Source organism: Streptomyces sp. PA03-6a, assembly GCF_033792765.1.
Classification (GTDB): Bacteria; Actinomycetota; Actinomycetes; order Streptomycetales; family Streptomycetaceae; genus Actinacidiphila.
In genome coordinates, this window is sequence record NZ_JARAVK010000101.1 from 2181 (window position 1) to 15515 (window position 13335).

At 66.9% G+C, this 13335-nt stretch carries 12 protein-coding genes and 1 pseudogene; 2 read left to right on the forward strand and 11 right to left on the reverse strand.

All coding sequences use genetic code 11. The features are described 5' to 3' along the window. Positions 1-542 precede the first annotated feature (542 nt). On the forward strand, positions 543-698 hold the full coding sequence (locus PV350_RS23515; protein ID WP_500335878.1) for a hypothetical protein: 156 nt from the start codon (positions 543-545) through the stop codon (positions 696-698). Then, positions 680-883, forward strand: a pseudogene (locus PV350_RS23520) (transcriptional regulator NrdR); the annotation flags it as partial. The gene PV350_RS23515 and the pseudogene PV350_RS23520, both read left to right, overlap by 19 nt. A 730-nt stretch (positions 884-1613) precedes the next feature. Here PV350_RS23520 and PV350_RS23525 read toward each other — a convergent pair. From PV350_RS23525 to PV350_RS23575, 11 genes are all read right to left on the reverse strand, one after another. Continuing rightward, a complete protein-coding gene (locus PV350_RS23525; RefSeq protein ID WP_500335880.1) occupies positions 1614-2282 on the reverse strand; it encodes a hypothetical protein in 669 nt (222 codons plus the stop codon). Positions 2283-2291: 9 nt separating this feature from the next. Beyond that, entirely contained in the window at positions 2292-4094 is a 1803-nt protein-coding gene (locus PV350_RS23530) for a polysaccharide deacetylase family protein (RefSeq protein ID WP_500335882.1), read from the reverse strand. A 52-nt stretch (positions 4095-4146) separates the two neighbouring features. Next, the gene (locus PV350_RS23535) at positions 4147-4635 is read right to left on the reverse strand and encodes a hypothetical protein (RefSeq protein ID WP_500335884.1); all 489 of its coding nucleotides are present in this window, start codon (positions 4633-4635) and stop codon (positions 4147-4149) included. A gap of 9 nt (positions 4636-4644) precedes the next feature. Then, the gene (locus PV350_RS23540) at positions 4645-8025 is read right to left on the reverse strand and encodes an autotransporter outer membrane beta-barrel domain-containing protein (protein ID WP_500335886.1); all 3381 of its coding nucleotides are present in this window, start codon (positions 8023-8025) and stop codon (positions 4645-4647) included. A 40-nt stretch (positions 8026-8065) separates the two neighbouring features. Then, positions 8066-10393, reverse strand: coding sequence for a phage tail tape measure protein (locus tag PV350_RS23545; RefSeq protein WP_500335888.1), 2328 nt, complete (start codon positions 10391-10393; stop codon positions 8066-8068). A 137-nt stretch (positions 10394-10530) separates the two neighbouring features. Then, entirely contained in the window at positions 10531-10929 is a 399-nt protein-coding gene (locus PV350_RS23550; RefSeq protein ID WP_500335890.1) for a hypothetical protein, read from the reverse strand. A 21-nt stretch (positions 10930-10950) separates the two neighbouring features. Continuing rightward, the gene (locus PV350_RS23555; RefSeq protein ID WP_500335892.1) at positions 10951-11466 is read right to left on the reverse strand and encodes a hypothetical protein; all 516 of its coding nucleotides are present in this window, start codon (positions 11464-11466) and stop codon (positions 10951-10953) included. 28 nt (positions 11467-11494) lie between these two features. Then, positions 11495-11905, reverse strand: coding sequence for a phage tail protein (locus tag PV350_RS23560; protein ID WP_500335894.1), 411 nt, complete (start codon positions 11903-11905; stop codon positions 11495-11497). Between the two features lie 70 nt (positions 11906-11975). Then, positions 11976-12719, reverse strand: a complete 744-nt coding sequence (locus PV350_RS23565) for a hypothetical protein (protein ID WP_500335896.1) — start codon at positions 12717-12719, stop codon at positions 11976-11978. Next, on the reverse strand, positions 12670-12888 hold the full coding sequence (locus PV350_RS23570) for a hypothetical protein (protein WP_500335898.1): 219 nt from the start codon (positions 12886-12888) through the stop codon (positions 12670-12672). Before PV350_RS23570 ends, PV350_RS23565 begins: the two co-directional genes overlap by 50 nt. Continuing rightward, the gene (locus PV350_RS23575) at positions 12888-13331 is read right to left on the reverse strand and encodes a hypothetical protein (protein WP_500335899.1); all 444 of its coding nucleotides are present in this window, start codon (positions 13329-13331) and stop codon (positions 12888-12890) included. Before PV350_RS23575 ends, PV350_RS23570 begins: the two co-directional genes overlap by 1 nt. Positions 13332-13335 lie beyond the last annotated feature (4 nt).

The window sequence follows — 13335 nt, forward strand, 5'->3', positions numbered from 1 at the left end:
CACTGGAGGGCCCTCGTGGGAGGCGGGCTGCTCCGGAATCGGGCCAGCCCCCTTCGGTCCCGCCTAGCCGGCGAAGTCCCCCGCCGTCCGAAGGGCGTGGATCTCTTCGATGCGGCACCCGGCATCCTGCGCATGCCCGACGGCCGCCAAGGCGAGTTCATGGCCACTGGAGGGCCCTCGTGGGAGGCGGGCTGCTCCGGAATCGGGCCAGCCCCCTTCGGTCCCGCCTAGCCGGCGAAGTCCCCCGCCGTCCGAAGGGCGTGGTGGCGCTCTGGTCGCCTGGGTAGGGCAGCGATAGTTGCTTTCGAAAGGTTGCGCCAAACACACGTACGAGCCGTTCCCTCCTCGGGTCGCCTGTGGCGATGGAACTGATCGAACTTCAATTCGATGAGTAGTGGCTCGTGTGCCTGGCGTGTCGAGCAAGGCTCCCGTCCCGTCGGCGGGCCGCGACGCGCGGTCCGTGCGATGGGTCGATGTGGCCACCACGCCACCAGATCCAGTGGTCGGGTAGGCGCGATTTCGCGCGGGGAGGAACGACTGCGATGGAAGTGATCGATTTTCACTTCAATGGCTGGAGCTGCATCGCGAGGGCGGCTGCCCTGCTGCCAAGGTGGGTCTGTAAGCCCGACTTCGACTCCAGCGAGTCCAATTACCTGGCCGATGTCGTGTATGCGTCTGCGAAGCGCGCCGCGCCATGAGCAGCGCTGGGCTGTCGACCCGCAACGTCGGGCTGGCCATACTCGGCCCCCTGAAGGACCTGGACCTGGTTGCCTACCTGCGGTTCGCCTCGGTCTACCGGGCCTTCGACTCGCTTGAGGACTTCGAGGCAGGAGGTGAGTTCAGTTCAACTGGTCTTTCGGGTCGCCACGCCACGACGGGCGCGCTCTCATGGGCCTGGCATGCCGCCCGGTTCCATGATTCGCGGACGGTAGCGGCTCGTGCGCCCAGTGTGTCACTCGCGCCCCGGCTCCTCCAGGAAGCGGCGCGACGCGTAGGCTCCCGTCCCGTCGGCGGGCCGCGACACGTGGTCCGCAGGGGGGCGCATATGGCCGCCACGCCACCAGATCTAGTGGTTGGATGGGGTCCAGCCCCCACAAGTAGTGGTCCCCGAGGCATCAAGTCCTCCCGGATCGCCTACGCTTGTGGCTGCAACACACCGCGACACAACGCAACCCGAGAACATCGGGGTCGTGCTGAGCCCCCATGAGGTGCAGCGCACGACACCAAGCACGAAGGGAGCCCCATCCCGACCACTGGTTCCTACGCCCGGTCGGGGGGCTCCCCATCGCAAGAAACCCATGTCCGATGCACTCAGGAAACGGAGCTTCTTTGAAGACCCATACTAGGCAGATAGCTGCCCGTACCCGCAAGCGGGTCAACCGTGTCGTTACTCAGGTTCGCGCCCGGGTGGAACAGCACCGCGCGAACATGGCCTCGAACTTCATCGCTGGCGCGTCGCAGCGCCTCGGGGCGAGAGCCGTCGACCTGATCTTCGTAGTCGTTGGCTTGTGGCTCCTCCGCCACTGAGCATCAACGCGGGGCAACATGACGAAAGCGCCCCGCCCGGCGGGAGCCGGACGGGGCGCGATCGTTGTTCAGGAGAGGTCGGCCGCTTAGCTGATGCCAGCCCAGAGGGCCGCGGACCCGGTGGTCGAGTTGTTGGACGGAGCGATCGACGCGGGCAGCGACGTGCCGGATCCGTTCGTGGCGAACCGGTAGGTGGCGGCGGTCTGGTTGATCGTCAGTGTCGACAGGATCGCCGCGTTCCCTCGGCCGATCCCCGGTTGCACACTGGCCGCATACTGCTGGGCGACCCAATACAGGCCTGGCGACACAGCCGTGGCGGTGATCGTCCCGGACTTCGGTCCGTTGCTGGTGACCAACGAGTCGACGTTCACGGAAGCCAGGAGCGTTCCGGTCGAGTCGTACAAGCCGAGGTTGTTCTGTCCGGCCGTGGAGGTGGTGCCGGCCGCGTTGACCACGGTCCAGAGCTTCGTCACGGTGGCCGCGTACCGGACGTACACGGCGGTCAGATAGATCGTGTTGACTACGGTTGTCGTGGTCGAGGACGTCAGGACCGGGTCGTACGACCAGGAGACGAACCCCAGGTCTGCCGGGGCGGTCGATCCGGGGATGCTCGATCCGATGACCGGGCCCGACACGGTCAGCGTGCTGGCCAGGGAAACAGCGCCTGTGACGCTGAGCGTGCCCCCGAGGGATACGTTCCTGGAGGTGTTGAGGGCGCCGCCCTTGTACTTGAGGTCGATGTCCTGGATTGCCATATCGGACCCTTACTCGTAGTACCGGAGCACGTCGCCCACGGGAAGCACCTTGATGCCGCGCGACTCGATTGCGTCCAGGAGGGTGGACAGTCCGGTCTGGCTAACCTGGCCAGAGTCGGCAGGGGCGCCAGCTACCACGCGGTGGAGGCAGAGGATCAGCCAGGAACCCGTGGCGCAACGGTCGAGGAGACCGCCCGCAGTGGCAAGCGACGCCACCGTGATGCCGCCCAGGCCCGTGCCGTCGTTGACGCCGGTCTGCGTGCGCAGCCGGTGCGGCATCGGCGGCGAGGCGTGCTCAGGCACCTGGGTGATGCTGCGGCTGGCGGAGAAGTACCGGGAGGCGATGGCCTCCAGGGAGACGCCGTCGGCTGTCGCCTGATACTCGCCGCCGGGCCATGCGTACGTGTCGCCGTACAGGCCGTTGGAGACCAGCCAGTTGCGCATCCGGGCGAGGTCGGTGTCCGCCTGGGCGGCGGTCAGGGACGACATCCGGTTGGTGTGCGAGGCGGAGAGGTAGGCGTGTCCGCTCTGCTCCCACCCGTTGTAGTCCTGAAGCCGCTTGAGCTGCGTCAGCGTCATGTACGAGGCGCTGGAGCCGACCAGCTCAGCGATGTTGTAACAGGTGCCACGCCAGCCCTTGGCGTCCATCAGCGGGCGGGCGAAGTCGTATACCGAGGAGTACGAGTCGTCGAAGGTGATCGAGCAGACGCCGCTCGGGAACGTCGCCGAGGTCGCGTCGATGATTTCTACGGACTGCATCCGGTACGTGACCGAGCCAGTGCCGTCGTCGTAGCCCGCGATCTGCATGTCCGTGAAGCCGCTGGTTACGGAGGGGGCCTTCGTGCTCGACAAGGTGTACGAGCCGGACGCGGTCGTCACCGAAGGCCACCCGAAGGTGATCGTCACCCACTCACCCGAGCTGACCCAGTTCTGCGTGGTCGACGTGGAGTGAACGTGGACGTCCCACTGGAAGAAGTTCGCGAAGTTTGACGAGCCCAGGTAGAAGGCGATCCTGCTGAGCTTGGTCACGTCGGTGACCTTCAGCGTGAGCCGGATGGCCTTGTCCGTCAGGTCCATCGCCGACATGCCGGTGCGGCGAACCTGGGACTGGAGTCCGTTGCCCGCCGTGACCACGGAGGCGGCCTGCGTGCCCTTGACGAAGTCACTCGTGTCGTTGGCGTTTCCGGAGGCGGCGCCTGAGCCGGACCCCACGGTCCAGCCGTGACCGGTCTGGAAGTTCGTGACGACCGTGCCGCTCGTCCACATGGGCCGTCGGCCGGTCGGGGGAACGAGGTCAGTGCGGAATCCGCCGGAGGTCAGCAGCCCGGTGATCGAAGCGTTGCCTCCAACCGTGATGTCCGACCCGGCACCGGACAAGGTCAGGTCGCCGGTGAGTGTGCCGCCGGTCAGCCGGAGGTACCGGGCATCGGCCGCGGCTTGGTCGAGCAACGGCGCGTACTCGCCAGGCTCGGGGTCCGGGACGACGACGTCGGCCAGGACAACGGACGCGCCGGCCTTCGGCAGGGCGATGTAGCGGACCCAGTTCGGCGCGTTCGAGAACTGCGCCGTGACCTTGTAGGTCCAGCCGGTGGGGTTGATGCCGGTCGCGTCGGTGGCGATCAGGGTGACCGAGAACTCGCCGTCGGCAAGGACGGCCTCTGTGGTGCCGCAGACGACTGTGTCGTCCTCGGCGATGGTCACCAGGTCGGGCCCGGTGAACAGGAGCCTTCCCTGAATCGGGGTGCCGTCCGGGAGCACCAGCGGCTCCCCGGAGGACACGGTCACAGCCTCCACGCCGACGGGGATGGGCATGTCGGTCCTCCTGCGGTTTATGAGTGGGTGGGGTCACTGGAGAGGTCGATGTTCATGCCGCTTCGTAGATGACCAGCGCGCGGACAGCCGTTCCAGACGTCATCGTCTCCGGAGAAGCGCCGTCGATGATGCCGCCGTTGGAGATGGCAACACCGCTCGGCCGACCGGAGACGATGTCGATCTCGAACGTCGAGGTGCTGAACAATCGCACCCGGCCCACATACCTGGTGGTGGTCGATGTGTAGGTCACATCCGCGTACCCGGCGATGTCCGAGGTGGCCGCCGCCGTGACTGGCAGCGACCAGATCCAGTTGTCCGTCGATCCGAAGGTGGTCGTCGACCCGAAGATCACCTCGAATCGGGCTTCCACCCGGTTGCCGGTCCGGGTGAAGTCACAGTTGTAGGTGCCGTTGCCGATCGACGGGATGTTCGACCCCGTTGTGGTTGACCACGTGGGCGTCCACGAAGTGTAGATCGGCGTAATGGCATTGAGCCTGGACGACGTCATCCGCATTCCGGCGAGCCACGGGGTCACAGCCATGCTGGCTCCTTACAGGGGTACGAAGGTGGGGTTGGCGAGTGCGACGTCCGTACCGGATGTGTGCGCATTCACAACCCCGTTGACCGACCGCGTGACGGTGAAGGACTGCGGGTTCACGATCCGGAAGTTGTCGGTCCTGACCTGCGGGTTGACGTTGGTGTTGCCCGCGTTGGTGAAGGACCGGATGCCGATGTTGTTCGCGGTCGTGTGGCTGGTGTCGGTGACGGTCACCTGCCACTCGCTCGGCTCGCGCGACGCAGCCGGATCCCACACCCGGGCCCGCAGCGTGCTGCCGAAGACCTGGAACCGAACCCGGTAGAACGCACCGGCCACGTGCGTGAGGCTGGTCGTGAACGATGCGAGCGCGGTCTCTGCGGCCGACACACGCTTGCGCAGGCTGAGGATGATGGCCTGCCCGGTCGTGAACTCCAGCCGCGCCATGTAGAAGTCGTTGTTGTTCACGAGCCGCGCGCACGGCCCGCCGAACATCGACCCCCCCGTGGCCAGCGAACTGGTGGCGATGTCCGCGTAGAGGTCGACGTCGGCGCTCGGGGCGGTCAGGCCGGAGATGTGCGCCTGACCGGTCGAGGGCTGGCTGTGAACGCCGTACGTGCCGTTGGTGGAGAAGTCCGCGGTGGTGCCGGCCACCACGGTCCAGGTCCCGCCGATGCTGGTCGTACCCCACCCATTGGATGTGGTCCGGGCGAAGGTGTCCACCACGGAGGGCGTGATCGCGGTAGCCGTGACGACCTCGCCGCCGAGGCGGACGTCGAGAGGGAAGTCGGACGCGTAGTCGATCGAGTCGACCCACACGTCCGCCCCGTCGTCCGTCGCCACGGTCAGCGTCGTGGTGCTGGAGGGAGCCCCCATGGCGAGCGACGAGCCATCCGTGTCGACGCGCTCGTATGCGGAGCCGTCGGCGACAGCCACGTGGTAAACCGACTCGGGCATGCAGACGACGGTCAGCAGGTGCTGGTGGTCGTCGTAGTACTCGTTGAAGCCGACGACGATCTGACTGATGTCGTCCGGCGGGAGCCAGCCCGGCTGGCCGGTCACGGTGACTCGGTCGCCGATCCGCGTCAGCAGCATCTGGTTCATCAGCGCGGCGTTGTTCGTGAAGGCGTTGCCATGCAGCTTGAAGGTGATCGACGGGAACCGGGCCTCGTCCAGGGTGCGCTGGTGCAGGATCCAGTTCGCGTGCTGCGGAAGCGCGTCGTCGGTGGAGACCGAGACCTGCTCGGAGTACTCGCGCAGACCGATCCCGTTCGGTGGGTCCTGCGTCGACAGTGTTCCCGCGTCCAAGGCGACCACAGCGCTCGATCCGAAGGCTCGGTTGACCGTCACCCGGTTGGCGAGAACCTGGTCGTCGTCGACTGGTTGGAGCGTGTCGCCGATGTGGCCGGATGCGCAATCAAGTTGAACCACCGGGTCCTGGTTGTACAGCGACAGCCGGGAGCGGTAGATCAGCCCGCTGTGTGTCCGTGCGGCGTACAGGATGCCCCGGTCAGTGTCGGCTGTGTCACGGAGGACATCCATGACCGTGGCCACCGGCTGACGCCCGAGGAAGACTTCGTTGCCGGACTGGCCGTGGTTGATCGGCTGGAAGGTGAGCCCGTTCGCTGTGCAGATGCGCGGCTGCCGGGCGCTCGCCAGCTCCCCCGCGTACCCGAGGACGGCGTTGTTGGTGATGGCGTATGCGGCCAGAGCGTTTGCAACGCTGACGTGGCCGACGACGACGTCACCGAGGCCACGGTCGGAGCCGATGATGACCCTCGTGATCCGGCCGACCGTGTTTCCGGTTAGGGTGCCGTTGGATGTCGCGACGGGCACGCCCTGGGTGATGTCGGTGACGTTCGTGTAGTTCTGGACGATCACTCGCCAGTTGATGTTCGAGCCGGATTGGGTCAGCTCCAGGACCAGCACGGACAGGTCGCTGTTGACGCCGAAGCTGATGAACCCGGGGTTGAGGATCGTCCCGCCGTCGCCGTCGAAAGCCATCAGGGAGATCGACCCGGAGCTGTTCAAGGTCAGCTTCCAGTGCACGGCGGAGCCGGTTCCGTAGAGGTCCAGGAGATCCTGGGTGCTCGCGACACCTCCGGACGGGACGGTGATCTGCATCCGGACGGACGTTTCACTGGTCGTGGTGTACGCGCCGACGGTGGCGCTGAGCGACGCGTTGCCCATCGAGGGCAGGGCAGCCGATCCCATCCACTGGGTCGACGTTCCGAAGTTCAGCGAGCCGGTGATCTTCATGCGACCAGCCTGGTAGAGGCCGATCATGCTGCTCGATCCGGCGGCGTCCTCCAGAGGCCAGTACGCCACGATGTTCTGCCGGGTCGGGCTAGACAGCTCCTGCCGCAGCGGTGAGAACAAGGGGGTGCTTGATGCACCGAGCCGCTTGGTCAGGTCGGATGCTTGGACGCGGACGGATGAGTCGGTGGCCGCCTGGTTGCCAGAGACCTGGATGTCGTTGATCTCGCCGTAGAAGCGGGGGATGTACCGGGTGATGCTGGCCGTGCCAGCCACGGTCCACACGCGGCCAGCGATATCGGCGAAGCTGGTTGTGCCCTCCGCCTGGATCGTGAAGTCGGGGTTCGCGACGACCGAGCCGCCGATGCCGGAGCGGACCTGCGCGGCGTAGATCATGCCGCGCGGGTTGGTGTTGTTCATGTCGTTGATCGCACCGACGTGGAGCGGCGCCGACGAGGCGAAGATCGACGTCGTGCCGGTGCCCACCACGGGGTCGCCGAGCTGTGTCCAGGAACCGCCCACGCCACCGGTGCCGGTGTAGAAAGTCGCCGTGTGACCGCCCGAGCCGTTGTTGACGTCCAGCGTTATGCGGACCGACAGGCGGTTCACCCCGGACGAGGGGACCCGGGCGGTCGAGGCGATGTTCTTGATGGTGGCGGCGGTGCCGTCCGAGGACCATTCGAAGAAGAGGAAGCCGTTGGAAACCCAGAGTCCCCACGAGCGCTGGTCTCCGGTGGCCTCTTCCTTGCCCATCAGCTCGATCGTGGCCAGCTCGCCCCAGTCGTCGAGGGCGGCGTCGAGCCTGACGTCCAGGTCACCCGTGATGTCGAGGCTGGAATGGTCCGGGGTGGTTGCCGCGTCGTCGTTGCCTCGGTTGACCCGCAGGTGCATGTACGGGCCACGCACTGAGGTGCGCAGGCGGGTTCCCTTGACGAGCAGCCCGTAGTAGGGCGACGAGGGGTTCCGCGGGCTGAATCGACCGTCACGGTTGTTGAGGGCCAGGTCGCAGGTGGACGGCTCCACCCGGCTGGTCTCGCCCGTCTGGCCGGAGCGGACCGACACGCCGCCCTCGTAGCGGACGCGGGACGTGACATCCGTCCAGGTCGACCCGAGCAGGATTTCAGCCTTGGACGTGGGCATTTTCCACCACCGTTCGTTGTGAAGTGTTCGTGCAGCCGCATCACGTGCCGAGGAACGCCTGCACGTCGCCGCCGCCCCGGTTGCGGATGGTCCGGCGCAGGGGGTCGACGATGATCTCCGCGACGCGCTGGCCGTCGAGGTTGAGGTTGATCGTGAACGGCGCACCGGACGAGGTGACCGGAGCGGCGTAGCTCGGGGCCGCGACTGGCTCAGCGGCAGGCACCTTCTGCGGGATGGCCACCATGGACTCGGTGGTCTGTTGGAGCTGCGGCTGTGTCTGCTTGATGCCTTCGACGACGCCGAGCGGGATCCAGCGGCCGACCTTCTCGGCGAGCACCTTCGAGGGCGACGCGATGCCGAGTGCCTTGGCGATCGGCCCGGGGATCAGGTTCCGAGCCCAGCCCATGAGCGTCGATCGCAGCCAACTGCCCATGGATTGGATGCCGCGCCAGAGGCCGGACACGATGTCCTGGCCCTTGCCGTACAGCAGCGACCCAAGGGAGCCGATCCCGGAGGCAATGCGACCGGGCAGCCCCCTGACCCAGGAGATGAAGCTCGACGCCTTGCCCTCAGCCGCCGTACGAAAGCTCTGGAAGGACGTCGAAGCTGAAGTCGACAGGCGCGAGCCCAGGGTGGACAGGGCTGCAACCGCACGCCCCGGAAGTGCGCGGACCGTGGCGACGAGGGAGTTCCAGGTCCGGCTGACGGGCCCGGAGACGTACGTCGTCCAGAGCGAGCCGAACCACTGGCCGATGGCCGACCCGAGTGAGTCGAGGACGCCGCCGGCCTGTGCCGCCTTCGCCGTGACCCACCCAGTGAAGGCGCTCCACCACTTGGGCAGGTTGCGGAGCAGGGAGCCGACCAGTCCCTTGACGAACCCAAGGATGATCATGGCTGCCGAGGCGAGCAGCGCCGAGGCGATGATGGCCGGGAGGGCCGCGAAGGCGGTGACGAGGGCCGCGGCGATGGCCGTGATCTTGAAGACCTTCTCGGGGTTCGCCGCGACGTACGAAGCCATCTTCCCGCCGAGCCCCGCCAGCCCCGAGATGACCTTCGGACCGAGTTCCTTGATCTTCTCGATCGCCCGGTCCTTGAGGATCGAGAAGAAGGCGAGGATCCTGTCGGCGCCCTTGGTGCCGCCCTCGCCCGCCTGGTCCCAGATGTTCGAGAACCGCGACTTGACGTACGTCTTGAACTTGTCCATCGCGGGGATGACCGTGCCGCCAAGGAACTCCACGACGCCCTGCTCGATGCGCCGCTTGAACTGCGTGACCTTGGATCCCGCGTTGTCCCGCAGCGCGTTGCCAGCCTCGTCGGCGGCGCCCTTCACCTTGCCGAGGCTTTCCACGGCCTTGGACGGATCCAGGGCCATGAGGGCCTTCTGCGTGTCCTCGGACTTCGTCCCGAAGAGAGCGAGCGCGACGGCGTTCCGATCGGTCTCGCTCTTCATGCCACGCAGTCCGTCGAAGACCTTGTCGAGGGCAGCCCGTGCCTCGGGCCCGCCCTTGACGAAGGCGGCCTGCATCTCCTTGCCGGACAGCCCGATCTTCTTGAACGCCTCGTCGACCTTGGCGCCGCCGCCCTGCGTCAGCAGGACGAACTCCTTCAGCGAGTCCGCGACGACGTCGGTGTCCCGGGCGCCCGCCTTCATGCCTTGCGAGAGCAGGCCGGTGGCTTCCGAGGCGCTGATGCCCATCTGCCGGAAGATCGTCGAGTACTCGTTGAAGGTGTCCGCGATGTCGTCGGCTCGCGGACCCATCTTCTGGAGGCCGGCGGTCAGTGCGTCCAGGGCCTCGGTGCCGTCCTTGGCCAGGCCCGTCTTGATCATCTGCCCGACGGCGTTCGCGGTCTGGCCGAGGTCCAACTCGAAGAGGTTCGCCAGGTCGGCGACCTTGGTCGAGATGCTTTCGAGCTGGGCGTTGGTCGCATCGGGCGGGGCAATGCCCGCGCGCATCACCGCGCTGATGGTGTCGGCGGCGCCCTGGAAGTCCTCGGTGACGGCGTTCGCGTAGAGGTTGCCCGCCAGCTTGCCGTACCGCTGGGCTTGCTCAGGAGTGGCGCCGAGCTGGGCGCGCAGGCGGGCGATGATCTTGCCCTGGTCCATCGCCTGGGCGAAGGCGCCGATGAGCGCCATACCGGCAGCCGCACCAGCAGCGAGACCGGCACCCTTGGCCATCTCCTTGAGGCCGCCCAGGCGATCCTGGATGGTCGGGCCGACGTCGAAGCTGTCGGCCAGGCGGTCGGAGCTGGCCTCCGCCGCATCGGCTATCGCGGAGGTTTCCCGCTCGATGGTCCGCCGTGCGGAGCGCATTCCGTCGGCGGTGTTGTCGCGCGTAGTCAGACTGAAGACAAGGCTGGTGTCCGACACGGCGACCCCCTATTTACGGCGGGATTACTTGGTGTGTTGGTCGATCCAGCCGAGGAGCGCGTCTTCCTCTTCGACCGTGAGGTGGTCCCAATCCCGAGGGGTCATGTGCAGCAGGTGTGCTGCATTGCCGAGTTGCCTCAGACGGCGAAGGGCAGCTTGGCTTTTCCCCGGCCGTCCGGATCGTCCGGCGCGTCAACGAGCTGGACGAGAAGGTTCTCGACGATCTCCTCGTTGCCGGGCTTTTCGCGCAGCTTCTCGGCCGCGATCTGGATCTCACCCTTGGTCATCTCGACCTTCAGCTCGTCCCACGCGAAGTCCACGTCTGCGTAGTTGAGCGTCGGGTCGGTGCGCTTACGCAGGATGAACAACAGGACCCTGCGGCACGTGGAGTCGCCCGCCAGAACGCCCTGGGCGAAGTCCGTGAAGGTCTTCCCGGTGCGCTTCTCGGCAGCCTCGCGCTCGGCGGACATCAGCTTGTTGGGGTTGTAGTCGAAGACGACCTCGTCGCCGTCCTCAGGCGAATACGTGACCTTCATGGGATTGCCACCTTTCTCGGATTAGCTGGAAGCGCGCGACGCGACCCGGTTGACCATGTCGGCCAAGGCGGTCTGGACAGCGCGCCGGTAGTCGTTCTCGCGGCCCTCAAAGGCGCGGTCGAACCACTTGTTCTTGCCGGTCTGGTGGATCCAGATCTCGCGGTTTCCGTAGACCGGGTGGCGCCATCCGGAGGCGCGGTTCGTGCGCTTCGCGGCGTTGGCGAAGCCGCGGACGTTCGGCGTCTTGAACGCCTTGACCTTGGCGCCGGGGAATTTCCCGGAGATCCGCGCCTCGGGCCGGATCTTGCGCGCGATGGCGGATCGCAGGCCGGGCGCTCCGTGTGCCGTTGACGACGGCATCGACATGATCCCGGACTTCGCGTCGGCGGCCCCGGGCTTCAGGGCCTCGCGCATGTTCCGCGTCAGCTCTTTGCGCAGTTCCTTGCCGTCCGCCTCGGAGGCCAGGGCGCGGGAGATGTTCCGGAGATTCTGCGGGGCGATCTCCAGGCTGAGCGACGCGGTCGAGTGCCTGGGCAAGGTGCACCTCCAGGAGGCCGGCGACCGGTCAGACCGTCGCGCGGGTGATGGCGCCGGAGGTCGGGAAGCTCAGCGACACGCTGGCTTCGTCGCCGACGCCACCCTCGATCGGGTTCCAGCCGTTGACCAACACGTTGCCCGTGTACTTCGGGTTGGAGGTACCGACGGCGCTCTGCGTCGCCCGCAGCTCGAAGGGCACGACCGTTCCCAGCAGCGGCCAGAGGGTCGCGTCCAGGGCGCCGTTCGCGAAGTCCTGAAGGAACTCGACGGCCAGCTCGCCGGACTTCAGGCCGCCGATGACCTCGGTCCAGCCGCCGGACGAGAAGTTGGTGACGTCCGCGTCCTCGACCTCGACGGACAGCTCGGCCTTGCGGATGTACTGGTGGAGGGTGGTCGCGTTGAGCGACAGGTACACACCCGTGAGAACAAGCTTCGCCATGATGACGCTCCAAAAGGGCATGAAAAAAGCCCCTGGCCAGGGGCGTTGTGGGTCGGGGTTGGGGCTGCGCTCAGGAGGCAGCGGCGATGCCGAGGGTCACGATGAACCGGTAGCTGGGCGACGTGCCCGTGATGGTCCAGTTGACCTTGAACCAGGAGTTCGTGATCGGCCCGGCGAGACTCATCGAGGACGACCCCGTCGTCGTCGTGAACTGCGGGAAGGTGACCACGGTGGTCGGCGACGCGAACGTGTTGTCCGGCGAGGACCGCACGATCACATCGAGCGTGGGCGTGGTGCCCGACGCGGCGAGGACGTGGAGGTTGGCGTACAGGGTGCTGCCGGTCGGGACGGCGCCGAGGTTCAGCCCTGTGCCCACGCCGGTCGCGGTCCGTGCCGTTCCGGGCGGGTGTGCGGACACTCCGCGCACGAGCGGCCAGGTGCCCTTGAAGGACGAGGTCCAGGGGGCGATGTCGCCGACCTGGCCGCCCATCGTGTAGTCCAGGCGGACGCCGCTGGTGAAGTACGCCAGGTCGCCGTCGGCCGGGGTGTTGGGGCAGACGGATACCGGGTACGCGATGCCGAGCTGGCCGAAGCCGGCGTCGTCGGGAAGCTCGGTCGTACCGGCGTCCCACAGGCCCTCGGCGTTGATCTCGGTGGACCGCAGTCCGCCGATGCTCTCTTCCCACCCGCCGGAGCCGAAGGTCGTAGCGTCCTGAGGATCGACTTCGGCGGAGACCTCGACCTTGTTGGAGTAGCCGGTCAGGTCAGCGCTTCCGGCGAACAGCCGGACGTTCGTCCACGTCTGCAACGACATCGTCGGTCACCTCCTCGGCGGGCTCGTTTTTGGCGTCCTCGGCGATGCCGGAGGCGATGAAGTGGGCGGCCTGGTTCGGCGGGAACTCTGCGACCTCGCCCTGCCTGGGCCAGGGCTGGCCGTCGCAGGCCCCGCCTTCCGGCATGGCGACGAGCATGCGGACGCGCATCAGCTGGCTCCTATGACTCGGATGATCAGTTCGGCGCCCAGGTAGGTGGTTCCGCTGTGTTCGCACCAGCGGTAGCCCTGGACTCGGAGCACGTGGAGGTCGTCGGCCAGACCGCCCAGCGCCATCTCGTCGGGGGCACCGCGAGCCGCCTCGATGGCGGCTAGGAGGCTTCCGGGACCGGATCCGCTGAGAAGGCCGTCCAGGATTTCCTGGGACGACTTGTCGTCAGCCCGGCTGACCAGGACGCGCACGGTGAACTCGATGCGGTCCATCGCGTGGTTCATCGCGGTGTTGAAGTCGACCTCAACATCGGCGATGAACAGGCAGGGCACCGTGGCACTGTCCGGGACGTAGGCAGTGCAGTTCAGCGCCCGAGTGCCGGCGGGCATCTGGACTGCTCGGGCCGCCTCGGCGAGAGCTTCGCGTACGGCAGAGATCTGCATCGTC

What these genes read in the sequence shown, in the direction of transcription:
- PV350_RS23515 (WP_500335878.1), top strand. Translation starts at nt 543, where the DNA reads ATGGAAGTGATCGATTTTCACTTCAATGGCTGGAGCTGCATCGCGAGG.
- PV350_RS23525 (WP_500335880.1), bottom strand. Translation starts at nt 2,282, where the DNA reads ATGGCAATCCAGGACATCGACCTCAAGTACAAGGGCGGCGCCCTCAAC.
- PV350_RS23530 (WP_500335882.1), bottom strand. Translation starts at nt 4,094, where the DNA reads ATGCCCATCCCCGTCGGCGTGGAGGCTGTGACCGTGTCCTCCGGGGAG.
- PV350_RS23535 (WP_500335884.1), bottom strand. Translation starts at nt 4,635, where the DNA reads ATGGCTGTGACCCCGTGGCTCGCCGGAATGCGGATGACGTCGTCCAGG.
- PV350_RS23540 (WP_500335886.1), bottom strand. Translation starts at nt 8,025, where the DNA reads ATGCCCACGTCCAAGGCTGAAATCCTGCTCGGGTCGACCTGGACGGAT.
- PV350_RS23550 (WP_500335890.1), bottom strand. Translation starts at nt 10,929, where the DNA reads ATGAAGGTCACGTATTCGCCTGAGGACGGCGACGAGGTCGTCTTCGAC.
- PV350_RS23560 (WP_500335894.1), bottom strand. Translation starts at nt 11,905, where the DNA reads ATGGCGAAGCTTGTTCTCACGGGTGTGTACCTGTCGCTCAACGCGACC.
- PV350_RS23565 (WP_500335896.1), bottom strand. Translation starts at nt 12,719, where the DNA reads ATGTCGTTGCAGACGTGGACGAACGTCCGGCTGTTCGCCGGAAGCGCT.
- PV350_RS23570 (WP_500335898.1), bottom strand. Translation starts at nt 12,888, where the DNA reads ATGCGCGTCCGCATGCTCGTCGCCATGCCGGAAGGCGGGGCCTGCGAC.
- PV350_RS23575 (WP_500335899.1), bottom strand. Translation starts at nt 13,331, where the DNA reads ATGCAGATCTCTGCCGTACGCGAAGCTCTCGCCGAGGCGGCCCGAGCA.